The sequence below is a fragment of the Pseudomonas sp. Irchel 3H7 genome (assembly GCF_900187605.1).
Lineage (GTDB): Bacteria > Pseudomonadota > Gammaproteobacteria > Pseudomonadales > Pseudomonadaceae > Aquipseudomonas.
In genome coordinates this window covers 34,678-61,258 of sequence record NZ_FYEA01000015.1, presented here as the reverse complement: position 1 = coordinate 61,258, position 26,581 = coordinate 34,678, and the positions used below count along the sequence as shown (strand labels likewise).

17 protein-coding genes and 1 pseudogene are annotated in these 26,581 nt (G+C 55.8%); 7 read left to right on the top strand and 11 right to left on the bottom strand.

Annotated features, from left to right (window positions below):
* Positions 1-1,854: 1,854 nt before the first annotated feature.
* Positions 1,855-6,408, top strand: coding sequence for an NACHT domain-containing NTPase (locus tag CKW38_RS25735; protein WP_256588450.1), 4,554 nt, complete (start codon positions 1,855-1,857; stop codon positions 6,406-6,408).
* Positions 6,409-6,758: 350 nt separating this feature from the next.
* On the opposite strand, the gene CKW38_RS25730 is transcribed toward CKW38_RS25735, so the two are convergent.
* The 3 genes from CKW38_RS25730 to CKW38_RS25720 form a co-directional block, all read right to left on the bottom strand.
* A complete protein-coding gene (locus CKW38_RS25730; protein WP_095114206.1) occupies positions 6,759-7,970 on the bottom strand; it encodes an RES family NAD+ phosphorylase in 1,212 nt (403 codons plus the stop codon).
* Between the two features lie 296 nt (positions 7,971-8,266).
* Positions 8,267-9,157, bottom strand: coding sequence for an SIR2 family protein (locus tag CKW38_RS25725; protein WP_095114205.1), 891 nt, complete (start codon positions 9,155-9,157; stop codon positions 8,267-8,269).
* 714 nt (positions 9,158-9,871) lie between these two features.
* Positions 9,872-10,912 carry a DMT family transporter gene (locus tag CKW38_RS25720; protein ID WP_095114231.1) on the bottom strand — a complete coding sequence of 347 codons (1,041 nt, stop codon included), beginning with the start codon at positions 10,910-10,912 and terminating at the stop codon, positions 9,872-9,874.
* Between the two features lie 216 nt (positions 10,913-11,128).
* Between CKW38_RS25720 and CKW38_RS25715 the strand changes: the two genes are divergently transcribed.
* From CKW38_RS25715 to CKW38_RS25700, 4 genes are all read left to right on the top strand, one after another.
* On the top strand, positions 11,129-12,052 hold the full coding sequence (locus CKW38_RS25715) for a hypothetical protein (protein ID WP_095114204.1): 924 nt from the start codon (positions 11,129-11,131) through the stop codon (positions 12,050-12,052).
* A 239-nt stretch (positions 12,053-12,291) separates the two neighbouring features.
* A complete protein-coding gene (locus CKW38_RS25710; protein WP_095114203.1) occupies positions 12,292-12,666 on the top strand; it encodes a DUF6124 family protein in 375 nt (124 codons plus the stop codon).
* 248 nt (positions 12,667-12,914) lie between these two features.
* Entirely contained in the window at positions 12,915-13,502 is a 588-nt protein-coding gene (rimJ, locus tag CKW38_RS25705; protein WP_095114202.1) for a ribosomal protein S5-alanine N-acetyltransferase, read from the top strand.
* Between the two features lie 29 nt (positions 13,503-13,531).
* Positions 13,532-15,010, top strand: a complete 1,479-nt coding sequence (locus tag CKW38_RS25700; protein WP_095114201.1) for a glycosyltransferase family 39 protein — start codon at positions 13,532-13,534, stop codon at positions 15,008-15,010.
* A gap of 62 nt (positions 15,011-15,072) precedes the next feature.
* On the opposite strand, the gene CKW38_RS25695 is transcribed toward CKW38_RS25700, so the two are convergent.
* Together CKW38_RS25695 and CKW38_RS25690 are read right to left on the bottom strand one after the other, a co-directional pair.
* Positions 15,073-15,894 carry a phosphatase PAP2 family protein gene (locus CKW38_RS25695; protein WP_095114200.1) on the bottom strand — a complete coding sequence of 274 codons (822 nt, stop codon included), beginning with the start codon at positions 15,892-15,894 and terminating at the stop codon, positions 15,073-15,075.
* A complete protein-coding gene (locus CKW38_RS25690) occupies positions 15,891-16,562 on the bottom strand; it encodes a histidine phosphatase family protein (protein WP_095114230.1) in 672 nt (223 codons plus the stop codon). The genes CKW38_RS25695 and CKW38_RS25690 overlap by 4 nt, the downstream gene beginning before the upstream one ends.
* Before the next feature lie 253 nt (positions 16,563-16,815).
* On the opposite strand from CKW38_RS25690, the pseudogene CKW38_RS30720 reads away from it, so the two are divergent.
* Positions 16,816-17,877 (top strand): annotated as a pseudogene (locus CKW38_RS30720) (methyl-accepting chemotaxis protein); the annotation flags it as partial.
* Positions 17,872-18,735, top strand: coding sequence for a methyl-accepting chemotaxis protein (locus CKW38_RS30715; protein ID WP_371748303.1), 864 nt, complete (start codon positions 17,872-17,874; stop codon positions 18,733-18,735). The pseudogene CKW38_RS30720 and the gene CKW38_RS30715, both read left to right, overlap by 6 nt.
* A gap of 147 nt (positions 18,736-18,882) precedes the next feature.
* Here CKW38_RS30715 and CKW38_RS25680 read toward each other — a convergent pair whose 3' ends face one another.
* The 6 genes from CKW38_RS25680 to CKW38_RS25655 form a co-directional block, all read right to left on the bottom strand.
* Entirely contained in the window at positions 18,883-19,356 is a 474-nt protein-coding gene (locus CKW38_RS25680) for a type II toxin-antitoxin system HigA family antitoxin (RefSeq protein WP_007911534.1), read from the bottom strand.
* A 53-nt stretch (positions 19,357-19,409) separates the two neighbouring features.
* Positions 19,410-19,763: a type II toxin-antitoxin system HigB family toxin gene (locus CKW38_RS25675; RefSeq protein WP_228759094.1), complete on the bottom strand. Its 354-nt coding sequence runs from the start codon at positions 19,761-19,763 to the stop codon at positions 19,410-19,412.
* A 159-nt stretch (positions 19,764-19,922) separates the two neighbouring features.
* Complete coding sequence (locus tag CKW38_RS25670) at positions 19,923-21,296, bottom strand: DUF1329 domain-containing protein (protein WP_095049688.1); 1,374 nt, start codon at positions 21,294-21,296, stop codon at positions 19,923-19,925.
* Positions 21,297-21,459: 163 nt separating this feature from the next.
* Positions 21,460-23,418, bottom strand: a complete 1,959-nt coding sequence (locus tag CKW38_RS25665) for a DUF1302 domain-containing protein (protein ID WP_095114198.1) — start codon at positions 23,416-23,418, stop codon at positions 21,460-21,462.
* Between the two features lie 46 nt (positions 23,419-23,464).
* Positions 23,465-24,754, bottom strand: a complete 1,290-nt coding sequence (locus tag CKW38_RS25660; RefSeq protein ID WP_095114197.1) for a phospholipase — start codon at positions 24,752-24,754, stop codon at positions 23,465-23,467.
* A 241-nt stretch (positions 24,755-24,995) separates the two neighbouring features.
* Positions 24,996-26,564, bottom strand: a complete 1,569-nt coding sequence (locus CKW38_RS25655; RefSeq protein ID WP_095114196.1) for an FGGY-family carbohydrate kinase — start codon at positions 26,562-26,564, stop codon at positions 24,996-24,998.
* Positions 26,565-26,581: the final 17 nt, after the last annotated feature.

Below are 26,581 nucleotides of genomic sequence, written 5' to 3'. Positions count from 1 at the left end.
CCGCCACGGATGTTGAGTGTTATCAGGGATCAAGGCCCCTGCGGTCTGTGAGGTGTTCACTGACGCGGAACGGACGGCTCCTTACGACCGGGTGCAAGGGCATGAACCCATGAATCTGGCCTCCTTGACGCATCCGAAAATGCGGGCGGGTGGAGGCTGTGCCGACTGACGAGTTCGGCACCTGGATATCCTGGGTGGGAGAAAGCAAAGACCTCGACACCTGGGGCATGCCTGACTGTCAGTCAGGTGCAGCCCTTCCATAGGCTGCGGCACCGGTGCCTGTGTCGTTGCGGATGGCGACGAATCGGACTTGTCAGGCCGATTGTCACGAGGAGAGTTGCGGCAATGCCCTGTACGACGTGGCTTGCAGCAATGGTACGAGCGCCCGTCTCTTTCCTGGAGAAAGAGACGGGCGAGGTCTGGCGCAGCGAAGTGTGCCAAGAGGTGAGGTTGCTGCAATACAGCGAGGTAGGTCCATCGTCTGCCGCAGTGGGCAGATTGGTCGAGTAGGCATCCATCACTCTTGGGGAGTGACCGTGCGAGCCGCCGGACGCTAATCGCACTTGGGGAAGAACCACCACGCGAATGGCGTAGCCTTCAAGGTTCTGGCTACCTGGGCTGGTGCTGTCAACGACAGCGATCCGTGCGCCAATTTTTATACCCACTCGAAAAGGCGGTCAAGCGTCACGGCCAATGCGCTCAGAAAGTGGCGACTGTCGCCACTTTTGTCGCCATGCCCCAGGCCACGTTCTACGTGGATTGTCGCCGGTGTCGCCACCGTCGCCACCGTCGCCACACCGACACTGCTGCCCTATGAAGAGATCCGCACACACACTGAATGGCCCTGCGCTATGTAGAAATCACGGCGAATTACTGACGGGGGAAAGCAAGCGGGGCGCTAATCAAATTTGAAAATGGGAAAGTGTAACGAGCTGGCCTCGAGAAAAAGCGAGTGAACCCCCCGATCGGCGCGATCAAAGATCGCTTGATCGGAGGGTTTGGCGGGAAAAGCAAATCTCAAATATCAATTACAGGCTCAGGCATCAAAGCGGGTTGATTGGGAAGTGACGGCCTCGCGTCGCACAATCAGCGTCTGCGGTATGGCAGCCGCTTCTTTCGTACGCCCGATCAGCCTCTTCCGACACTGCCTAGGCGGCAATCACAACTGCAGGATTTGGTTACTAGGATCTGTCGATCAAGACCGGACGCCACCCGGTTCTTTCAGCGGATGTCACCAGTATTGGCCGGAAACTGCCCTCTGTGACAGGCAGCTATCGGCCAACACAGGGATGCCATTTCACGTGATCGTCAATGGCACGGTGCGATCGCGGAGCGTCTACCCTCGCGAGTCCGTCACCGAGGCAAAGGCTCGAGGCTTTCCCAAGAAACGCCCCTTGAGCCGGGGCATGGGTTGATTCCCTCACGTAACGAATAACCACGGTGCCCCCAGTTTGAATACACAATATGATGCACAACCACCGGCGCCCGATGACAGGAGTCGCACCTGCACATGGATCCTCAAAAATGACGGAAACTGCAATCACGGCCCCAGCAAGCCATGTTCCACCTTTTACCTCAGTTCGTACGGCCGCACAGACGTTGCCATTTAGTGAGCTACGCTGGGAGAACTTTGAAAAGCTGTGTTATCGATTGGCGGGGAAACAAGCTGATATCGAATCTCATAGCCTATATGGAAGGGCAGGACAAGCGCAGCAGGGCATAGACATTTTTGCTCGAAAGCGCAACGGCAGATACGACACCTGGCAAGCGAAATGCTACGCAAAGTACACCCCCAGAGACCTGAAGAAAGCCTGCGCGACGTTCCTCGCCGGAGGCTGGGTGGCAAGGACTGAAATGTTCTACATTGCCGTGCAATGTCCAGTGGATGACGTAGGTCTGCAGGATGAGATTGAAGTACAGGCCGAATTATTTCATGCCCAGGGAATAACCCTTAAGGTGCTTGGCGGTCATGACTTGTGCGGCGCATTGCGAAATTACCCAGATGTCGTATTGGAGTTTTTTGGGCGTGAGTGCGCGAAGGCATTTTTTGGGGACACTGTAAGCCAGGAGCTGCTGTTGCGGCTAGATGGTAGCGAGCTGCATAAGATCAGGACGCAACTCCATCGCGTCTATAAAGGAGGTTTCGAGCTTCTGGACCGAATTCTGGTGAATGCCCCAACGCCTTTTTCCGATCGGCCTCCGGCTCCCATTTCACTGCTTGACCGTTTCTCTGCACCTGACGTTCTGCTGAAGGAAACTGTCATGAGCCAGGCGGCGCCTGGCCAGGGTGAGGCATCAACTTCGCCCATGTCCGAACCGCAGCGAACTGACGCACATTCACCGGTGAAAAAAGAGGAAAGCCGTCAGGCGGAAAATTACCGTCGCACCCCCATCTTGGATTGGCTGGCAGAGTCCGATCAGATTGCTGTCGTGGGGCATGCTGGTAGTGGAAAAAGTACGGTGCTGCGGTGCCTAGCGCTTGATCTGCTCGGTGAACAGGGGCGATTTACTGACGTTGCGAAACGCTGGGGTCGCCATTTACCGTTGTTCATTTCTTTCGCCAAGTGGGTGCGCCTCAGTGAAGCCAATGCCGGAACTATAGGTATCAAAGAATTAATCCGTGCGACTTGGCAGCCTCAGTTAACTGGTGACCTCGTAGCATTGATTGATCAAGCCATTGATGAATCCCGGGTAGTGCTTCTTGTCGACGGGCTGGACGAATGGGCCAACGAGCAGGCAGCTCGCACGACCTTGCTCACAATGCTAACCATTGTGTCCGCACACAACATTCCGGTGGTCGTCAGTGCTCGACCCGGAGGGCTTTCAAAAATCGGGGGGATTCCCGACAGCTGGGCAGTGGGGCTGCTAGCACCGCTGTCAAAGGTGCAGCAGAGGGAAATCGCCACGACGTGGTTCTCGCGAAACGTGGGTTCTAGCAACGATCAATCTTCCAATGAAGAATCAATCACCTGGCAAACTCAGCGGTTCTTCAAAGAGCTTGATAAAGGGCGTGGGTTGGCCACGCTCGCGGAGACGCCGCTGTTATTGCTGGGATTGATCGCGTTGGCCGTTCGGCAGTTGGTGTTGCCGATCAACAAGGTGCAGGCGCTGAGCCAGTTGACTGACCTGCTGTTGGAGGTCCATCCGTCTAGCCGAGCCACGGCGGCAGGGGACGTCAGTCCTCGATTTTCCTCCGCAGCATCAATCGACGTTCGCAGGGAAGCGCTCGCAGCGCTTGCATTCGAGATTCGAATGGAGGGGGGAGACGCGGGGTATCCCCTTCAACTGGCTCGTAAATGCATAAAAACATTTCTCACTGACCCTGAGGGATATTGCTACACGACGCGCGAGGCTTCTGAAGTCGCCAACGAGATCCTTGCGGTTAACGCTGAGACGATGGGCCTGCTAGTTGAAAAAGGGCGCGAGGAGGTGGGTTTTGTGCATGCAAGCCTGGAGGAATATCTGGCATCCGTCCATATACACGGCTGGCCGATTGAGACGATCTTGAATTTTGTGCGGGCGAATGCAAGCAGTTTCCGTTGGAGAAGTGTGTTCGGCGATTTGATTGCGGGGAACACTAGGCGGTCTGAAGCCGAGCAAATCGTGCAGGTTATCGATGAGCCTGAGGTTGATGTGATCGGCGCATTGCAGCGGCGCTTGCTTCTTGCCAATGTCGTGTTTGGAGGGGCAGAGATCAATCGACCTACTGCTATCAGGCTGGCTGAACGCAGTCTGAACATCATTGGAGGGGCTGGGTGGGGTGGCGAGCGAAGTGCCCACCTTGCCGCTGCGCTAGGGGGAATTTACAACCCGACACTCAGAGAAAAAACTTCGGAAAATATCAACCGCTGGGGCATACGGGCTGCAGAGTATTTGCAAGAATTTTATTCCGCATTAGCACGATGGGAGCGGTCAGACCATCAGCTTAGTTTGTTGAAACATGGGCTTAAGGATGAGAGTCCCGCCAATTCTCGAGCCGCCGCTCAGTCCTTGGCAGTCGTCTACAACGGCGATCTTGAGGTAGAAAGCTGGCTGATGGGGTTGCTTCGCGGTGACTCCGATTTGGCGGTGGTGGCGCGGGCTCTGGAGGCCCTGACCCTCGGTTGGTCCGATAATCCGATGTTGATTGATTTTCTAACCACAGCCTCTGTTGCTGTGGACAAGGCGCTTCAACTGAGTGCTGTCTGGTGCAAGGTTCAATTAGGGCTGCACCAGGATACTGATCTGTCAGCGCTACTTTCATTGTGTGCTTGGCGTGATGGGGTCGGCCACTTGCATCGTGCACAGGTTGGGGAAAGTTTGGTACAGGGTTGGTTGGACAACCCTAAATTAGTTGAGATTTGCCTGGGTACCCTAAACGGAAGCATCACGCGCTACGATGAAATTGAGAAGGAGATCGCACAACATTATCTTCTCAGCTGTAGTGCTGACAATGCGCAGATATGTGCATGGATCGCGCGTGAGTTGCAGTCAGAGCATCCGTTCGTCTTGCGATTGGGGCAGGATTGGAGCCAGCTTTTGAAATTCTCGGAAATGGATAGTGAGGTTCGAGAGCAGCTCGTGCTCGCGGTTATTTCCAAGAAGGTGGAGCATCAAGAGTATGTCGCGAGACCGGTGTACAACTGCCTTCAAGACCCAAGAATTAAACAGCACTTGATGGATAGGGTGAAAAAAACTGAGGGTTTTTCGGTCTTCTGGGCTCTGGCTCCTTTGGTTGAAGGTTGGGCGGCTGAGCTTCCTGAAGTTCGCGAGCTGGTGCAAGAGGTACTTCTGTGGCCAGATGAGCGCAGATTTCATCTGATTGGCTTGTACCCCAAAATGCTTAGTCGCGAAGCGTGCATTGAGGAACTATTAAAGATTCTCAACGGTCGCCATAAGGTAAGGTTCGACACATTGCTTGCTGCTTTCAGCCAGTTGGACGTTTCCGATCATAAAGAAATTGTAGATATTTTGGTGAGCAGGGCGTTGTGCGAGCCAGACCACGTGTTTTCAGGTTCCGGGCAGTTGATTGCGCTCTACCCCCAAGAAGGCAGGGTTAAAGCGTTTGCGCTAGAAAGACTTAAAGGGCGTAACCCACCCATTGGGCTGCTAGCTTCAGCCTATCGTGATGACTCGGTCGTTCAGCAACTTATCACTCAGAGTGTTGGTTCCCTCTCAGCTGTCATGCGGTTGCAAATCATTGATGCTGCCTCCAGTGAATTCGACCGAAACGATACTGCCAAGGAAATCTTGGAAAAGTATGATCATGAAGTAGACGGCCCTCTCAAAACACACGCTGCCATAAAAAACTATCAAGCACTGCTCTCCATCGACACAGACCGGAAGCCAGTTGTCGATCGCCTGCTTATAGATGCAATGGCGGTTGGACACGATCATGACGCTCGGCGAGCGGCTGCGTTCGCCGGCTTGGTCGTGTACGGAGCAACGGAGCAATTTTCCATCCTCGAGTGGGGCAAAAAACCCCTGGATATATCGCTAGGGCAATATTCTAATGAGCCCCCAGCGCTGATTAGATTGGTGGCCGAGCACTGGGACGAATTGGAAAAGAGCTTCGGCGAGCAATTACTCTCAAGACTAGGACACTTTACTGACGAATCGCGCTTTTGGGAGCTTATAGCGCCATATGTGTCCGTTAATGCCGTTTTGCGACAGCGCTTTCTCGACTATTGCTCACACACCACGGAGTGTCTTCGCGTCCCAGTATTGCAGGCGCTCGCCAAGGAGGTTTCCAGAAGCGATCTGCTGCTACAGCACTGTTTGACTGGGACTAGGATTCGCAGAAACAGTGCGGATCACTCTTGGCATAGAATGCAGAGCTATTTCGAAGCTTCCTATATATTGCGACAGCAATTTTCCGAGAACGGTGACGTGTTAGCCCAATTACAGTCGACTGTTTGTGAGAGTGGCTTCCAACTTGGCGTTGCAGCACTGGCCATTTATGATCCCGGCAACCCCAGTCTGGACGAAGTAGTATCAGCGATAACAGATGACGACCACGCCTATGAAAGCTTTGTTGGACCTATCATTGTCGGGGTTCAAAGGCTTCAAGGCGTAAAGCTCGAGAAGCTGGTTAGAGCAATGGTCAATCGACCGAGCCATTCGTTATGGGATTTTCAGGACAGGGTCAATTATGCTATTAAATCCAGGATTGGCACAGATGATGAGTTTGCTGGTTTGATTGGTGCGCGGTTGGCGTCAAGTTCGTCCGAGAGTGAAATTTCAAGCTACTCGCGTTATTTGGCGTCCGCAGGAAGGCTCAACGAAGAAACTCATGGGCATTGTCTACGCTTGCTCAATGCAAGGTCCTCTTCTTTGCGCATCCCAGCGCATGGGTACGATTCGACAGCCGACGTTGTACGACCAGTCGTTCATTCTCTTCTTGATGTCCTAGCAGGTCCAATTTATTAGCTTGTGGTGTTTTGATAATTGTGGGCTTTCCTTTGTTTGTGGAAACCGCGTCGTATGACTGACCGCTTTGGAACGCTTCCAGCGTTAGATCGAGGTGCTCGACAAGCAATGAACGAGTAAGTCACTAAGCGCCAAACCATCTATATCGCGTAAGCGTCCGCTTTCGGCCAAAAGCGGATCTCCACCCTCTCTAGATAGCGTTAGCCAAATTTTATAATTCTATTCGACGACGCTTTTTAATAATGGGCAAGGAGAAAATATTACTTTAGCTGAACACGTCAAGCCATAATTTTCCGTGGCGGAGCATGAACTTCTCCACAAAACTATCAGACGCCAGAAGCTAAAGTGTATTATCTCTTCTTGGCTATACTATGCAAAAGCGTTGAAAGTGGACTATTTTCATCAGACTGGTACTCAAACTCATCATAACTTTCACCAATTACTGGCATGCTTCTGAGTTCGTACCGCAGAGAGGAAATCTCATAAACAGCTTCACTGCCAGCAATTGGAATGAAAGCGTCAGCAACGAAACAAGTTAAATTAACCCCCTCCCCGACACTGCTTTTAAATGTTAAGCCATCAAATCCTTCAAGTCGCAGAGCATCACCAAATAGCTGAGTAAGGCTATAAAGATAACGATGCTCAGGCTGTACTGGAACACTCAATATATCAGCAATAGACAGTATTTCCCTCAATTGCTCTAGCTTGCTATCACTAAGAAAATTCCGCACATCAAAACTTGCAAAATTTGCGATCTTAAGGTCGCGAACGGAACGAAATTTTGAAATTGAAACAAGATGTCCAGGATCTGGGCGAAGTTCAGACACAGCAGTACTGGAGTCAGACGCCAAGTACAAAACCGAAACTCTAGTGCGATTGAATCGTCCCTCAGTTGCCAGATGCAATGGTGGGCGATCAATATCCGCTGACTGGTAAGCCTGATACTTATATTCTGGCGGATAGCCAGGCTCTATAAAAACAGGGGAAAGCCGCGAGCTAACACCAACACGACCTCGAAAATATTCTGCTCCCGCTGGAATAGCCTGAACAAGGTAAGAAGAAAGAGTCTTGAGCTTCTCTCTTACTGCTGGCTCTACTTCAAAATGGTTATTTTGCAATGCTTTATTTACCAGTCCATTCACAAAACCACTATGATTTCCTCGTATCGCATCAAGAATACTACCATCCCAATAGCCTCCTCCTAGAGCAATATCTTCTTCAGACTCTGGGTACCATCCTAGATCCTGCTCAATTGCACCCCAAACCTCATCAGGAAGAGGGAAATCAATATCTTTGTCAAAACTAAATACCACTTCACCCTTAGACATCAAATTGTAGAGCGAACTTCCTCCAATATGATCATTGTAATGCCATTCGGAATAATTAACTCTAATTAGCGCTCTAACTATTTGCTTGACCCTTCTGTCCTCTGCGCTAAGAGTTCGGACACCTTTTCTCTTACAAGTCGGGCAAAGCTTAGCACGGACACCCCTCTCTTGAATCTCTAATCTCAATTCGTTATCACTAGCACAAAGCTCACAGATGTGCGTTTTATCGACCATTTGAGTATCTCTTAAGAGCCTATTGACCTAGCGCCTCACATAAAAGGCTACGCTATAAACAGTGGCTCACAATGACGCCAACATATGCACGCAATAGACAAGCCTACTCTGCGTGGGCAAGCAAAAATAAAGAACATTTAGGACGCTAGGGACATTATAAAGCCCCTTGAATCATTACCATCCCCATACCTCGACCGATCTCGTCATCATAACTCTATTAGAGACCGGGTGATAAGCGATATCAATCTAATTCGATACTTAATACTTAATCCTGAGAAAGTCGGCGCCCATGATTACTATGCCGCTCGCACCGAAACCGACGGAGGAAGCATTTTTTCAATGGTGGCCCTATACATACTTTTATAATCGCCACTACAAATTTCTGCGAGTACAATATTAACACCAAAGGACTCCAGCAAGCCTTTTTTCTCATCATCCAAGTAGTGAGAGTAAAAATATATTTCGTTTTTTACGAGATTTTCGGCAGCGAACCGAGCTCTTTTATTTAAAAGCCACCATAGATCTGTCTCGCTATAATCCATGCCGAAACCGATTATATGAACATCTGAGGAAAAAAATAAATCCACCCAAGAGGCGTGACAAAACTCTTGATCCCTCAGCTTATCTTTCATTGGCGCAACTTGGATCGGTTTCCCGTCAACAGAGTGCTTGTAGGTGCCTTTGACATACGAATCTATTTTACTTAAGGACCCGCAGTAGTGATCTAAGCCAAGCATAATTGACTTGGGATTATCAATCTCACCATGAATATTCCAAAGTTGCTTTACGTCATTACCAATCTTATACCTACGTTTCCTTCGCAAGCTGTAGATGTCTTCAGTGCTTAATATTTCCGGCAGTACACCGATCGCTTTTTCGAAAGCATAGTCATAATTTGTCGTAAGATAGTTTTCAAAATCCATACCCGCTAGCAATTCGAAGATTTCATTCGACTCCTGCTCCGCAAGAGAGCTAGCGATTTTTATTTTCAGATCCAACTCATCGAATTTATCTTTCTCGTTCGCCTTATGCTTCCCCATAAAGATTCTTTCATACACCATGGTATATGGCAGTCGACCGTTATCAAAACCATTTGAACCCTTGAGCTCATCCAGTAAGTCATTCCAACTAACGGCATTATTTGAAAGCCTGTTTAGGCCATTTCCATAAAGAACTGTATTAGTCATTCCCAACCCTGATATTCACTAAGCTAAAGCCTGGGGAGTTCTAGCTTTCCTGAGGCGCAGCGCAAGAGTAATATATCCGAGCCGAATGTAAAGACAGCCTGCTCTTAGGTCCAAGCTTCAACTGGCCGATGCTTATCATTTTTCGCCGCGAGCCGTCGAACCACAAACGGCATGAATTGGTGCTAATGCTCTCTTCGTACGCATTGGCGCGAACAATCGCCGAATGGTGTCTCACTCTCGATGTAGCGGGCTGCCGATTGGATATCGCGCTATCCAACGTAGTCCGTCAGGGACGTACTGCATCCCACCCGCTTTCGTAGACTTTTGGAATGACAGCATTAGGTCGTTTTCTACCGAATGCGACGGGAGCTTTTGGCCGGTTTCTGCCAGTCACCACCTTCAGCCTCTTATCAAGCGTAACCTGTGTCCCGACAGCGGCAGGAAGATCCCCCCTGATCATAGATGAGAAGCAACGGTGTAAAATCGATTACAAGCGACTGGCCAGAGCATGGCTATCTCGTGAGGTATTCCCATTGGTATTCCAAGCAAAATAGAAAACGAAAGTTAACGATAATAATCAATAGGATAGAATCTGAAGTCAGATTACCCCGGCCCACCAACTCTCAACGACAAAGCCCGCCAAGTGCGGGCTTTGTCGCATCTGGCCGTCCCATCCAGCCCCTACCGCCAAAAACCAATCCCTCCCCACACACCTCAATGCTCATGCCGATGATGCACATCCGGAAAATGCGCATGCCGATGACGCATCGGCGTATGCACATGCGGATGACTGTGCGGCTCCGTTCCATCCCACTCAAACCCGTGCGCATGCTGATGATGCTCGTCGTGTGTATGACGATGCTCATGCTCGAGCCGTTCGTGCTGATGCTCATGACTATGGTTTTCCATCAGGTGAATCCACACCCCCACGGCCATCAACGCTGCTGCGAGCAGGAACATCAGCGATACCGACTCGCCCAGCAGCAGAATCGAGATCGCTGCGCCCAGAAACGGTGCGGTGGAAAAGTACGCGCCGGTGCGTGCACTGCCCAGCCCGCGCAGGGCGAGGACGAACATCACCAGGCTGACGCCGTAGCCGAGAAACCCGACCAGCAGGATGGGCACCAGCGAGTCGGCTGCGGGCAGTTGTTTGCCGATGAACAAGGCCAGGCCGCAGTTGACCACTCCCGCCATAAGACCTTTGCTGCCCGCGATAAACAGTGCATCCGAGGCAGAGACCTTACGCGTCAGGTTGTTGTCGATGGCCCAGCAAAAGCAGGCGAACGCGACGGCCAGCGGGCCTGTCCAGTCCTGCGCCGACACGGCCTCTTGCGGCCAGGACAACACGACACCACCGGCCACGATGGCGAGCATGCCGATCACGATTCGCCGATCGGCATTTTCCTTGAACACGACCCACGCCAATAGCGCCGTGAGCACTGATTCCAGATTGAGCATCAGTGACGCGCTCGCGCCGGATGTTCTGGTCAAACCGAACATCAATGCCACTGGCGCCAGTACACCGCCGAAGCCGATGGCTCCGATCAGCCACGGCCATTCGCCGGTGCCGAGTCCGGAGCGCTGCCAGCCTCGATCGCGGGCAAAACGCAGGACGGTCAGACCCAGCCCGCTGCCCAGATAGAGCAACCCGGCCAATAGAATCGGTGAAATCTGTACCCCCAGCAGCTTGGCGAGTGGCGTGCTGGCGCCAAACAATGCTGCCGCAACCAAAGCGTAGAGAACGCTCACATTCATGACGGAATCACTCACTCGGGCTGATGGAATGCCGGTGATGATCATGGCAGAACTCAGGTGAGAATTATGTGAACGGTTTCCTGATGGATCGAACATCCAACGCTGGCCGCCCCTTCAAGCACACGCTCAAATCCAGCAACATTTAATCCTCGCACTTCATGACGCTGGCTCGACGCAGCCTCTATGCTGCAAACATCGAGATGAATGGAGTTGAAGATGAAGATCTGGATCGCCGCCACGCTGGCGGCACTGATTTCCCTGCCTGTCCACGCAGCAGATGCTGGCGCTGTGCGCGTCGAACCGATCGCTTTCACAACCAGCGCCGACAGTGTCCAGCGCAAACAGTCGATCAAGGGTGACCAAACGGCGGAGTACCGATTCAACGCCAGGACCGGCCAGATGCTCACCGTCGATTTCAAACCATCCAACACCTCCGCTTACTTCAACATTACTGCCAAGGGCGCGGATTACGCACTGTTCAACGGCTCGATCATGGGCAATCACTTTTCCGGCACCTTACCTTCCGATGGCGAGTACACCGTTCAGGTATACCTCATGCGCAATGCGGCACGGCGCAACGAAGTCGCCAACTATGCGTTGTCTCTGAGGCTCGCCACTGCTGATGCGGCGGACGGGACGAAACCGTTCGAGCAGACATTGGAATTGCAGGGCATCCGCTTTCACGTCAGCCGTGAACAGGCCGATGGCCAAGCCGTTTTGCGCATTGAACCCAAAGGCCTGGAAATCGACAACAGCGCGATTACCCGGCCGCTCAAGGGCGATATCGTCCGCGCCGAGATTGGCGACCTGAACAACGACGGCTCGCCCGAAATCTACGTTTTCACCCGCATTCCCGGACGCGGCATGCCGGGCGATCTGATTGCCTATTCAGCCAACAACAAGAAATCCCTGAGCGAAATCTACCTGCCGCCGGTCAGCGACAATCCAAACATCGCCGAGGGCTATCAGGGCGAGGATTCGTTTGCGGTGGTGGAAAACGCCTTGGTGCAGCGCTTCCCGGTGTATGACAGCACTGATGCAGGCGCAGGCCGCACGGGGAAGATGCGCCAGGTTCAATACACGTTGGTGACGGGCGAGGCCGGGTGGGTTCTGCGCGGAGATAAGGTGGCGGAGTATTGAGTTCCCGTCCGGACCACACGTCTTGAAATGACTATCCGTGATCACCGCGACTGCCGTTTGGTTTTATCGCTACGCCCGCCCTCCCACATCGAACGTCCTAGGAAAATTCCTGCAACACGCGTCGACTTTGATGAACTGGTGCACAGTTCCTCAGGGCGTTACGCTCCACGACCACTGCCATCCAGCGGACGGTTTGGCAGCCGCAATTGCAGTGAATGTTCACTCCACGGAGCTACGTCATGAAGAAAATCCCCCGTCTTTCGCTGGTTGGCCCGGCACCGTCCGACGCGCCAACGTCCAGCACCCAACCGCAATCGAATAACAGCGCACACAGCGAAGCGCACAAACGGCGCCGTAGCATCCCGCTCAATCAACTCATCAGGGTGCGCGACGATGTCGACACCCTGACCCTGCTCACCCACGCCAGCGAGATCCTCGATTCCCTCGCGGCCATCAGCGCAACCTTTGCCGATGAGTTCGACGGCTCAAAACGCCATGTGGCGGTGGCCATGAAGCAATTGAGCGCACTGGCCGAGATCCTGATTTGTCGGGCACGGGACAATCTTGATCCGCAGAAACCGCTGAACACTACCGGGCCTGAAACCCGCCATTGACGGGCGAAACCCCGGCGCTCGGTTGCGCATCGGACTGCATTGGGGCCGCCCATCGAGATGAATTTTTCTTCACTGCAGCTGCGCGGCCAACCCTTGTACAGTCCGCTCGCTCATTCAAGAAACTACGGTTCGCCCGCGCTCCTGCGGGCTTTTTTTTGCCTGAAACAAAGTCCTGTCTTCGCCACGACTTGCCGTAACCCCGGTGATTGCGCGACTCTGCCTGCAGATCCCACAAGCCGGAGCGCCCGATGCCGCTGTTGACCCTGCCCTGCCAACGCCTGACGCTCGCGATACTTGCACCGGAGCAGGCCGAGCTTGAAAGCGAGTTCTACCGACGCAATCAGCGCCACCTCGCGCCCTGGTCACCGATACGCACCACTGAATATTTTTCCACCAAGCAGATTCGCCGGCGCCTTGAAATACAGGCCAGCGCATTCGAGGCCGGGCTGGCCATGCATTTCGCGCTACTGACGCCGGACGGCCAGCAGATGATCGGCGCGTGCAACTTCAGCGGCATCATTCGCGGGGCCTTTCAGGCGTGCTATCTGGGCTATCACATTGATGAAGCCCAACAGGGACAGGGCTTGATGCACGAAGCGCTGAAGGCTGGCATCGACTACATGTTCGATATCCAGAACCTGCATCGGATCATGGCCAACTACATTCCCGGCAACGAGCGCAGTGAGCGCTTGCTTGAGCGTCTGGGCTTCGAGCGCGAGGGTTACGCCAAGGCGTACCTGAACATTGCCGGGCGCTGGCAGGATCATGTGCTGACAGCGCTGGTCAATCCGCTGTTCGAAACGCCGGAGAAGCGTTGGTCGCGACAATTGGACTAGCTTCACAATTTGTTCAGGATTGCCGACGTATGCTCAGGCCTCCCGCCCCTTCCGGTTGCCTGAACACCATGTCGCGTGCCGTCACTTCGCTGTTTCTGCTTGCCGCCCTGCTGTTTTTCTTCGCATTGGGCGGCCATCAATTGCAAGGCTCCACCGAGGCCCGCGTGGCTGGCATCGCCATGGAGATGCATCTGGACGACGACTGGGTGACACCTCGTCTGTTTGGTGAACCGTTTCTGGAAAAACCACCGTTAAGCCTGTGGCTGGATGCTGGCGCCATGCGTATGTTCGGCGTTTCACCGTGGGCCGTGCGGCTGGCGTCGGCGGTTGCCGGGTTGCTCAGTGTGATGCTGCTGTACGGCATGTTGCGGCGTTTCGAGCGGCCGAAAATGATTGCCTGGACCGTAGGCATTCTGCTCGCGACCATGGCCAGTTACTGGAGCAATGTGCGCGGGGTCGGTGAGGACGCGTTGCTCGCCCTCGGCGTGACCACCGCGCTGCTGGCCTTTTTCCAGGCGCAACGGGCGTCGACCGCGGGCAACTCGCTGTTGTTTGTCGTTGGGATCGCCATCGCTACATTGAGCAAGGGTGTGCTGGGGCTGGCCATGCCGGGCGTGGTGATTTTCGCCTATCTGCTGGCCGACAACCTGATGGACAAGCGCCTGAAAATCGCCGACTGGTTGCGCCCGGGTTTACTGACCCTGGTCGGTTTGATTCCGCTGCTGATCTGGCTCGTCATCCTCTTCCAGCACGGCGGTGCGCGGGCCGTCAAAGAGGTGCTGCTGACCAACAGCGTCGGGCGCTTCAGCGGATCGTTCGTCGAGGCCGGGCACTATGAACCGTTCTATTACTACTTGGCCAAACTGCCGGAAGCCTTCCTGCCGTGGAATATTCTGGTGTACCTGGGGCTCTGGCATTTCCGCAAACAATTGAAGGCCGACCGTTACCTGCTGTTTTTCAGCCTGTGGATCGTGGCGCAATTCATCATGCTGACGTTGGCGTCGAGCAAACGCACGGTGTACCTGATGTCGATGACACCGGCCGCCGCGGTGATCGCTGCGGAGTATGCAGGGGTGCTGTTTGAGCGATTGAAGCAGTACGAATCCGGTAATGGATTCGTAGGCCGAATCGCCCGGCAGCGTCAAACACTGGCAGTCGGTGTGCTCACGCTGGTGATCGGCAGTTACCTCGCCGCCGCGCAGTGGGCACTGCCCCACGCCGACAAAAAGCTTTCGTTCCTGCCGTTGAGCGTTGAAATTCAGACGCTGCAAACCGCTGGGCATCAAGTCGCGCTGTTTCAGGCCAATGAGCGGGTCGGTGGCGCTACGGTCTTCTATACCCAGCAAGTGCTCAAAGGCCTGGATACCGAAGTGCAGTTGCGAGATTTCCTCGCGGCCTCGCCATCCCATGTCGTGGTGATGGCCGGCGACAGCGAACCCGCCGCCCCACTGAAAGTGCTCAAGACCATGATGGTCGGACGACAGGCGTATTACTTCGTCGGCTATTGAGACCTGCGCAGGCCCATAAAAAACCCGCCGTGATGGCGGGTTTTCATTTCATTTGAACGGGTTCAGAGAGAGACCTCAGACTGCGCAATGAAAACTTTCTGTTTGCGCTTGCCCAGCACCGGCACATCCAGCCGCGCGCGCCCGTAGAAGGCTAACGCTGTCAGCAAACACGCCAGCCACACGAAGATTCCGGCCCAGAAGGTGTGGGACATGTAGTGCCAGCCCTGCAGGACGCGAGTAGTGCCATAAACGAACCCCAGCAGCAGCGAGCCCCACAAGATGGCACTGGAAAAGCGCCATTGATAGCGCCGCGCCACGAAATACAGCGCCAGCATGGTGAAGCCGCCCGACGCATGACCACCCGGCCAGCACCGGCCACTCCCGGCTTCATGGAACAGTTGAAAATTGCTGTACCACTCAACGTGAGCCATTTTGCCACCGTACAGCGTGGTCTCGATCGGGCAGTAAACGCTGGTGTGGGACTTGAGGAAATGAATCACCCCGGTGCAGACCGCAAATGCGACCACCACAAACAGAAAATCCCTACGGTGATCAGCGGCAAATCGCAGCACTGGCGCGACTTTACTGCGCTCAAGCATTGTGCCGAGTCGCGGACGTTTCTGCGGATTGACCAACGGCCAGACCACCGATAGCAGCGCGCCGATCAGGGCGATTTCTGCCGTCCAGTTGGGAATGATCCGCGCCCATTTATGCGTGAGCTTTTCAAAAAAGTGGATTTTGTCGAGTGGGAAGGTCTGCGTCAGCGGATCGAACAGCAGGTTGCTGAAGGCGATGTCGATCTTGGTCATGTCGAACATCAGGAACACCAGCGCCGCACAGACCAGCGGAATACCAAAGTTGTAAGCGTAGAAGCGGGATTTCATCGGGTATTCACCGTGCGCCAGTCGGAGGCTTCAATGAAGCCGAGCATCTTGGGAGCCGCCGGGCTAGCAGCGGAAACAAACAATGACGAGCCGTACCCCGCGCTCGAAGTCGGCACTTTGAGATCTTTCTCGATTTGCGCCATGCATTCACTGTGGGTCACCAGGACCAGATTGCGACCGGGCAGCTTGTGGGCCAGCGCATCCTGCAACATGCGCCCACGGCAGTTGATCAACCAATCGTCACCGCTGGCGGCATGGTTGAACATGTAACCGGCGGTCTGCACCGTGCGCATCGACGGGCTGTTATAAATGTCGGCGTTGTTCAGGCCCAGTTGTTCGAACTGTGCACCGACCGCCACCGCGACACTGCGCGAGCGATCGGTGATGCCGTCATTGCCACTCAGGCACGCGGCTTTGGAGTGATCGCAACGTTCAACGTGCCGCACCAGGACGATCATGTCGCCCTTGGCCCAGCCCGTCGCCAACGCTTGCGCACCCGCCACGTTGCCGTGGGCCAAGTCCGGCACCGCCGCCGGCGCCAGCAACCACAGGGTCAGCGGGATCACCAATACCGATGCCGCCAACACCACCCAAGTGTTGCGAAAACGCGCCAAAAAGCTCAGATCGATCGAGCGTTTGACGCCGAACAGACTCAGTCTCAATTCCACAAAAACCGCCTCACCACTCTGCATCACGGGTTCATTCGATGCGGCGAAGGTACAGAGGCGGGCGTGGGCAGCCAGTGAAACCCATGTGAAAAAAGTCTTGGGATCCGATGTTACAAATTCCGTAGGACAAAATCCTTTCAGCTCTGGGAAATGCGGCCGATACAGACCTGCTAACACCCTTGCTGGCTCAAAAAAACAACAATCTTCCAGCCTAACTGACGACAAGAAACCCAACGTTTCTGGAGGATTTTTGATGAATAGCTGGTTCGGCAACATCAGCGTGAACATGAAATTGGGCCTGGGCTTCGGCCTGGTGCTGGCCCTGACCTGCGTGCTGGCCCTGACAGGCTGGACCAGCCTCGGTGGCCTGATCGACCGCAGCAACTGGATGAGCGATATCACCCAGCTCAATGCCGGTCTGACCAAACTACGCGTGGTGCGCCTGCAGTACATGCTGACCAATGGCGATGAAACCGCCGCGCAGAATGTGCAGACCACCCTCGAAAGCTTCGCCGCGCAGCAACAGAAGCTGATCAACAGCTTCAAGAGCCCGGAAAACGTCAAACTGCTCAAGGAGCAGGCAGCGACCATCGCTGAATACCAGACGTCGCTGAACAAAATGCGTAACGCCTATCGCACCGGCAACAGCGCCCGCGACAGCATGAGCGTGAGTGCCGAGACCGCGTACAACCAGATCGAATCGATCAGCAAACGCGTGCAGCAGATGGACATGAGCGAGCAGCGTTTCGAGCAGTTCCAGGCGATCACCGCCGCCAAGGAAGCGTTCATCCTCGCGCGCTACGAAGTGCGCGGCTACACCGCCACTACCAACGCCGAAACCGAACAGAAAGCCATCGGCCAGATTGACGCGGCCATCGCCAGCCTCAAGTCATTGAATGCGCAATTTGCTGCGACTCAGCAGGATGCCTTGCGCCAATTGGAATCTGCGTTGACCAGCTATCGCAGCGCGTTGATGGCGTACAAGAACGCCAACACCGATGCCGTGCAGGCGCGTAAGGAAATGACCGACCAGGGCACCACCATCGTCGCCCTGAGCGAGCAGCTGTATCAGATCCAGCTCGATCGCCGTGACGCGGAAAGCGCCCAGGCGCGTACCTTCCAGTTGATCAGCACCCTGCTCGCCCTGCTGGTTGGCGTGATTGCTGCGGTAATCATCACCCGTCAGATCACCCGTCCGTTGCAGGAAACCCTGGCCGTGGTCGAGCGCATCGCCAGCGGCGACCTGACCCAGAACGTCACCGTCACCCGCCGCGACGAACTCGGCGTGCTGCAACAAGGCATCGCGCGCATGGGTGTGACCCTGCGTGACTTGATCAGCGGCATCCGCGACGGCGTCACCCAGATCGCCAGCGCCGCCGAAGAACTGTCGGCCGTCACCGAGCAGACCAGCGCCGGTGTAAACAGTCAGAAAGTCGAGACCGATCAGGTCGCCACCGCCATGCACGAAATGACCGCCACCGTGCAGGAAGTTGCGCGCAACGCCGAAGAAGCCTCGCAAGCCGCTGCCGCCGCTGACGGCGAAGCCCGTGAAGGCGACAAAGTGGTCAATGAAGCCATCGCCCAAATCGAGCGTCTCGCCAGCGAAGTGGTGCGTTCCACCGAAGCCATGAGTGTGCTGCAACAGGAAAGCGACAAGATCGGCAGCGTCATGGACGTGATCAAGGCTGTTGCCGAACAGACCAACCTGCTGGCCCTCAACGCTGCGATCGAAGCCGCGCGTGCCGGTGAAGCCGGTCGTGGTTTCGCCGTGGTCGCCGATGAAGTGCGTGGCCTGGCGCAGCGTACGCAGAAATCCACCGAAGAAATCGAAGGCCTGGTCGCTGGTTTGCAGAACGGCACCCAGCAGGTTTCGGCGGTAATGAGCAACAGCCGCGCCCTGACCGACAGCAGCGTGGCCCTGACGCGCAAGGCCGGTGCATCGCTGGAAAACATCACCCGCACGGTGTCGAACATCCAGTCGATGAACCAGCAGATCGCCGCAGCGGCTGAACAGCAAAGTGCAGTGGCCGAAGAGATCAGCCGCAGCATCATCAACGTACGCGACGTGTCGGAACAGACCGCAGCGGCGAGTGATGAGACGGCAGCGTCGAGTGTTGAACTGGCGCGTCTGGGTGGTCAGTTGCAACAGATGGTCAGCCACTTCCGCGTTTGATCTTGATTCAGCGCTGACGCTACAACCGCATCGCGAGCAGGCTCACTCCTACAGGTAACGCGTCGATCACAGATTATGTGGGCGACGCCAATTTCCCTGTAGGAGTGAGCCTGCTCGCGATTGCGTTAGACCTGTCACGGCATCCCGTCAAACCACACCGTGCATAAAAAACTCAACCGGTACTTTAAAGAACTCGGCGAATCCCTTTATCTGGGCAACGGTCATTTTTCGCTTGTTATTCAATATCTCTGAAACAGCACTCTGGGTCGCAATCTCAGACAAGTCCTTCTGTTTGACACCTCTTTCCGACAGCAGAAACGCCAGCGCTTCAGATTGGGACGAATAAGCAATCAACACCGTTTCATTTTCGTACTCATAAACCCGATCAGCCACAAACTCCGCAAACCGTGCCGCAGCATGATCCTCGGTGTTCGCGTGGGAATAAAGCTCATCAATCAGGGCCATTCGCACTTGCAGATCGTCATCATTTTTTATCGGATCATGGCAGGCAGACAACAACTTGGACAAAGTCGCTAGCTGATCGCCCAGCCCCTCAAGCATGGGTGAAATATCGGCTATGAAGGAATCCAGTCCTGTCGCTTCGACTTTATTACGCTTCATTGAGATCACCTTTATTTTCGTTAAACATAAATAGCGTATTTCATTCTGGCCAACTACTTGACATCACCCTTCCACCATTTGTCATATCCGGCATGGGGAAGAATGTCCTTGATATAGATAGTGCCAGTCTTCGTGTTGATCCACGTAATGACACGGCACTCGTTTTTCTTGATATCAAAAACGTAAATATCAAGCGGACCTTTCTTGCTCGTCAGCCTCAGCTTCGAGTGAGGGATACGATCAACGTTCCAACCTGAGGCGCTGGCCCAGTCTTGACGAAGCTTCTCAAACGACTCGAAGCGCAGCGATGCTCTGTCGAAGATGGTTAGCCACAAGGTGAGAGGATCTCTCCACTGGCCATGAGTCTCAATGGCCCGCGCAACCGCCGCTTTTGTGATCACTCTCATACAATTTTCGGTTCTGGTATCCCTACATGCGCCCAAATTATCTCAAATACAGATATCTGTAAAGTAGATATATTTAGCTCCACAGAACAAACCCGAAGCCAAATGTATCAGTGGCTTCGGGCTTTTTTCTGTCAGTGGTGCGGACTTAAACTTCAGCCATCACCGCGTCCCACGCTGCCGCAACGCCGACGGCATAAAATACGCATCCTCCGGCACCGGCTGCGCAAAATCGACAGTCTCCGCTTCTTCGTTATCAAGGTTCTGCACGTAGTAACGCCGCGCCTGCAAATCGTGGAAAACATCCAGCGCACTCCACGTCGTCGGCAGGTCATAAAAGTTTTTCAGGTAAGCCATCGACACCCGCCACAACTCCCCTCGCCCGTCGTATTGATCAACCAGTGCCGCGCCCCAGCTGTCTTCATCGAGAAACAACACGCGTTTGGAATAGATGTGCCGCGACCCGGGTTTCAGGTTGCCTTCCACCACCCAGACCCGATGCAACTCGTAGCGGGTGTATTGCGGATTGAGGTGGCCGGGGGTCAGCAACTGCGCGTATTTCACCTCGGGGCTGGCGACTTTGTAGTTGTTGTAGGGGATGTAGATTTCCTGTTTGCCCTTGAGCTTCCACTCGTAGCGATCCGGTGAGCCGTTGAACAGGTCGGTGTCGTCGGCGGTGCGCAGGCCATCGGAGGATGCGATTGGCGTGTCGTAGGCGAGGTTCGGTGCGCGGCGCACGCGGCGTTGGCCGGCGTCGTAGATCCAGGCCTGGCGTGCGTCCTTGAGTTGATCGAGGGTTTCGTGCACCAGTGCAGCACCGCCGGCCAGTCGCGCCGGGCTTTTCACGAAGGCGAGGTAGTAGAACAGGATGTTTTTCAGGTCGGCGAACTGGCCGTTCGGGCGGTAGTAGTTGAACAGCGCTTCCTGCTGCGACGTCACCAGCGCGAAGCTGCCGTTGCGCTGCACCGGTGCTTCGGAGGCGCGGCGCACGACGTAGATGCCGCGATAGCGAGTGATGTGGTTCCACAGCACTTCAACGCCGTCCTTGGGCACCGGGAATGGCACGCCGCCGTAGGCATCGGAGAAACCGCTGCCGCCTTCGAGCAGCTTGGCCGAGGTCGCATTCTTGAGGGTGTTGTCGTACAGCCATTGCGGTGCCGAACCGGAGCGGCGGGATGGGTAGATCGGCATCTGGAAGGTGTCGGGGTAGCTGTTGAACAGGGCGATCTGACCGGGGCTGAGGTGGGCCTTGTACTGGTCGAGGTTGGCTTTGGTGATGGTGAACAGCGGTTTGTCTGCCGCGTACGGATCGGGGTGATGCTGGCCGGGTTTGTAGCCGGCCGGCGCCTGGGTGATGCCGCCGGTCCACGCGGGAATAGTGCCGGCGGCGTTACCCGCGCGCTCGGCGCCCATCGGAGTCAGGGTGGTTTTCAGTTGTTCGGCTTGTTGTGGGGTGATGGCGGCCAGAGCGGTGCTGGCGGCAAGGCCTAAAACAAGCCCTAGCGAAGCTTTGGTCAATCTTGAAGTGTGAAACATGATCGATCTCCGAAACGGGAGTGAGGTCTGAAAATCACCGTAGATCCCCTGTAGGAGTGAGCCTGCTCGCGATAGCGGTGTGTCAGACAACACCTACAGCGACTGAAAATTCGCTATCGCGAGCAGGCTCACTCCTACAGGGGGGGCGCCTGTGGTCTGGGTATCAAAGGAAATACTTGAGGTTGAACCCGACGTTGTCGCGGTCGCGAATGCCGTTGTTTTGCCCGCCGCCATAGAACTCGGTGTATTGCAGTTCGGCTTCGAGCTTGTTCTGGTAGTTGGCCTTGATCCCCAGCGTGTAGGCCTTGCGACCTTCGATGGTGTTGCCGGCCTGATAGCTGTTGCCCTCGAAATCGTCCTTGTAGACGATGTAGGGCGAGACGTTGACCCCGGCGTACACGTCGTTCCAGGTGCCGTTGAGCATCGCCGTATAGCTGTAGGAATTGCGATTGACCTGATCGTCGCGATCACCGCCGGAGACATAGGAATAGTTACCGGTGCCGGCGTAGAAGCGACGGCTGCCGTCATACGCGGTGTATTGCAGACTGCTGCCGCGCAGGTGCTCCGAGGCCAGTTCGAAGATACCGAACAGCGAGTCGAACGAAGCGGTCGGGCCAAAGTTGTAAATGGTGCCGAGCGAGGTGTTGAACGCTTCGACGCGTTCGGCGTTGTTGATCTCGCTGTTGAGATTGACCATCTGCCCGCCGACGTTGATCGACCGCCCCGTCACCGCCACTGCCGCACCGTTGGCCAAATCACCAATCAAATCATTAGTGGCCGCGACACCGATCGGCAGGTTCGGCCGATAAGCGATTTCACCGAATACCGACGCCTCACCCAGCGTGGTGTTGAAGCTGAAGCCGTACATGCGGATGTCTTCGGCGTAGCGCCGATGCGCCTGAATATTGCCCATCACATCGGCCGTCGCCAGACCGTTGGCCAGCGCCCCGGCCTGACTGCCGGCGACACCGGACAACAGGTTGGTCAGCGCATCCATGTCGATGCCTTTGTACCCGCCCAGATCGGCAGCGATGGTCGGTTCCTTGGCGTGGTAATTGACCATGTACAACCCGAACTCGGTGCTGTTGAGCTGCTCGGCGATGTAGCGAAAGGCAAAGCCGAACTGGCCATCGTTGCGCGCGTTGTAGTCCTTGCCGATGCTCGCCACTTTCAACGTATTGCCATAGGCCGGCGTCACGCCGTTGGCGTACAGGCCAGTGGTTTGCAGGGCGGAGCTCAGTAACGGGTTATTGCCCAACGCGCTGTACAAACCGATGACGTTGCCAAACCCCGGAACCGGCGTGTCGAGCGCTGTGCCGCTGAAGTTGTTGTAACCGGTGTTGCCACCGTCAGCGAACAAGTCGGTTTGCGAGTAGAAGGTGCCGACCGGGTCGATGCGGGTTTCCTTCCAGTTGGTCTGGTAGAAACTCTCCATGGTCAGCGAGTCGGTCAGGCCGATGTTGAAGCTCAGCGCCTCGACCGGCACCAGCACTTCCTTGACTTCGGCGCCGGGCAGGCGGTACTTGGCGGCGTCCACCGGGTTGGTGGTGTTGATCCCGCCACGATAGAAAATCCCCTCGCCCCAGTTGAACACCTGCCGCCCGATGCGCGCGGTCACCGGCATCTGCGCAACGTCCCAACTGCCGTGCACATAGGCGTCGAGCATCTCGATGCGGCTGCCGGCAATGTCGCGGGTCTGGTTGGTGAAATGGTTGTCCTGCGGGTAGCTCTGGCTTGGTTGCGACGGGCTGTTGTTGTCGTAGTAGTCGTTGCGCCTGTCCATCAGTTGCGTGTCGTAGAACGCGGTGCCGCGCACGAACACACCGTAATTCTGATAGTTGGCTTCAAGCTCGGAGGTGATCTTGTACACCTCGGAAACCAGCCCGGTGTCGAAGTTGCGATTGCCGTCGTTGGTGTTGACGTCGTCGTTGGTTTTATCGCGGCCCTGCACCCGCCATAAACGGCCGTAGGACAAGGTCGTGTCGAGGGAGCCGGTGACCTGCTTGTCCATCAGGCTGAACTCCACCGCGTGCGCCGCATCGACTGCGCACAGTTGCAGCAGCCCGGCCAGGCCGACACCGGGGAGCGCGGCGCCCGTCAGGCGCAATCGAGAGTTGATCATGTGTTCCTCCTTCCCTGTTTTTATTGTTTTGGTGTTCGTTACCGCGCTACGGCGCCAATCCCGCGCTGACGTAAATCCGGCTGTGCGCGCCGAAATGCCCTAGCAACTTCAACAGCTGCTGATTGAGTGCCGGGTGATCGAAATCTTCGCTATGAAGTTGATTGCCGCGGCTGAAATCACTGCTGACGGGCGCGGTTTCCAGCCACTGGCCGATGGCCTCGTCGAACGCTGCGGAATCGTTGACCGACTCGGCACTGACCACTTCGCGCAGGTAGTCGACCGAGTACGGCGGGTAGGTTTTGTCCTGAGCCACATCGGCGTAAGCCGCCAGCATCGGGTGCGGCTGACCGGCGCGCAGTACGCGACGCAGCCAGGTCGACTGATACTTCTCCACTTCCATGTGCCGGGTGGCGACGCGTTCGATCGAGGCTTGTTTGTCCTCGGCGAAACCGGCGATTGCCTTGCCTTCCAGCAACAGAAGACTGGCCAGGTCGACACCGGGCAACGGCTTGGCGTGATACGGCTGGGTCAGGTCCTGAATGTGGTGCAGGCCCCAACCAAGAAAACGATAACCCCAATACGGATGACCGCTGGCAAATGCCAATCGCGCCAGCCCCATGTATTGATAGGCGCGCCAGTCCGGCCAACTGCGTTCAAGGAAACCTGCAGCGGCGTACACCACGGGGCTTTCGTGGAAAAAACCCATGTGGAACGGCGCCTGCGAGCTGTACTGGAAACGCGCGTCGCCGAACGGCTGCGGGCCGAAGCCATAGACCGCGCCGACTGCGCCGGGGTTGTCGCTGAACAGATTGATGTCGTGGCCGTAATCCGGTTCGTCGGCGGCGCTGGCGAGCACGGCCAGCGCTGCGACTTTTTCGTGCTCGGCGACAACGATGAAGCGTTGTCGATTCCACGGCGAAAGGGTTTGCTCGACCATGACTTGATTGGCCTGCAGATGCTCACGCTCGGGCAGGTCTTTGCCGGGCAATGGCTGGATGACCATCGCCAGGTAAATCTCGGGACTGATGCGCAGCGCCGTGAGGAAGTCGTGGCGCAGATTGTCACTCGGCACTGCGGGCAATTTCAGCTTGTCGGGGCGTGGCGGGTATTGCGCGAAGTGCTCGCGGGCGAAGCTTTCCTGTTGCTCCAGCAGCGCCAGCACGGCCGGGTATTGCTCGGTGAGAAACCGCTCCAGCGGCTCGACTTCAACCTGCGGTGCATCACGCAACGCCGGCAGATCCTGCAACGCCAGATAGCTGCCGACCGTATGGTTCGACCAGCCCCAGGCGCTCGGGGCCGTTGCACAAAGCAGCAACAGGAGGAAGGTCAGCTTCATTGCTTGTCGTTCTTATTGGCGGTGCCGTGGGGGATGAGCCTAACAACCGACCCCGGCGCTGACACTGTCCGATCTCACCAGAAAAGTTCTCCGATGGCGCCAATTACCCGATATCAAAAACACTACCGCCCCCTGTAGGAGTGAGCCTGCTCGCGATAGCGATGTGTCAGTCAAATAGATGCTGGCTGATACTCCGCTATCGCGAGCAGGCTCACTCCTACAAGGGATTTGTGGTGGTCAGCTAAGCGGGGTATCCGGTGATTTTGCGGATGCTCTGGTACAGCGGTTTGAGCTGGCGGTACATGCGCAGGTACACGTCTTTGTACAATTGTTCGTAGATTTTCTGCGCTTCAGGCTGCGGTGTGAAAACCGCGCCGACCCGGGTCATCGCCGCGATGGCCGTGGGGAAATCCGCATGCAGCCCCAATCCCACCGCACAACAAATCGCCGCGCCCAGACCCGACGCTTCATACACATGCGGACGCTCCGCCGGCAGGCCGAAAATATTCGCCGTGAGCTGCATCGCCGCATCACTCTGCGAACCACCGCCAGCAACCCGCAGACGCTTGATTGAGACATTCGAACGCCGCTCGATATTCTCCATACCCTGACGCAACGCATACGCCAGCCCTTCCAGAATCGCCCGGTAAATATGCGCGCGGGTGTGCACGTCGCCGAAGCCGATCATCGCTCCTTTCGCCTCGACACCCGGCTCGCGAATCCCCGGCGACCAGTACGGTTGCAGCATCAAACCCATCGATCCCGGTGGAACGGCATCGACCAGCGCATCGAACAACTGCTCCGGCTCGATGCCCTGCTCTTTGGCCTGCTGCATCTCACGCAAACCAAACTCGTTCTTGAACCAGCTGACCATCCAGTAACCGCGATAAATCATCACCTCGCAGTTGTACTGGTCGGGCACCGCTGACGGGTACGGCGGAATCAACGGGACGATTTCCAGATAGCGCGAGCGGGTGCTGGTGATCGTCGCCGTGGTGCCGTAAGACAGGCACACCGTATTCGCATCGACCACGCCGGCACCGACCACTTCGCAAGCCTTGTCGGCGCCGGCAGCAATCAACGGCAAACCTTCGGGAATGCCGGTGTGGCGAGCGGCTTCAGCGGTGATGTAGCCAAGGGTTTCACCGGGTTTTTGCAAGCTCGGCAATTGCTCGGGACGCACCGCCAGCGCCTGCCATTTCCAGTCACTCGGCGCAGCCCATTTCAGCCGTCTGAAATCGAACGGAAGATAGCCGACGCAGCAACCCACCGAGTCGACAAAGCGCCCGCACAGGCGATGCGTGAGAAACCCGGACAACAGCAAAAACTTATCCGTCGCCGCCCACACTTCTGGCTGATGCTGAGCGATCCAATTCGCCTCTGCCTGAGCGCGAAAATAATCCACGGTGCCTTGCGCGCCGACCAGTTTGAACAACCAGCCCCACGGTCCTTTGATCCCGCCTTCGACTTCGCTCTGCCGTTGATCGAGCCACAGAATCGCCGGACGCAGCGGTTTGCCCTCGGCATCGACATTGATCACCGTGCCGCGCTGAGTGGTCAGTGACACCCCGGCAATCTGCGAACGATCAATGCCGGTCTGCGCCCACACTTGCTGGCACGCCTCGCCGAGTTTCGCCCAGTAATACTCCGGATCCTGCTCGGCCCAGCCCGGTTGCGCCGAGTAATACGCCTGCAATTCAACCTTGCCTTTACCGAGCAGATTGCCCTGCAAATCGAAAAGCAGCGCGCGCACGCTCTGGGTGCCGTTGTCGATGGCCAGCAGGTAACGCTTGTTCGGGTGGTTATCCATGGAGCTCTCTTCAAGGG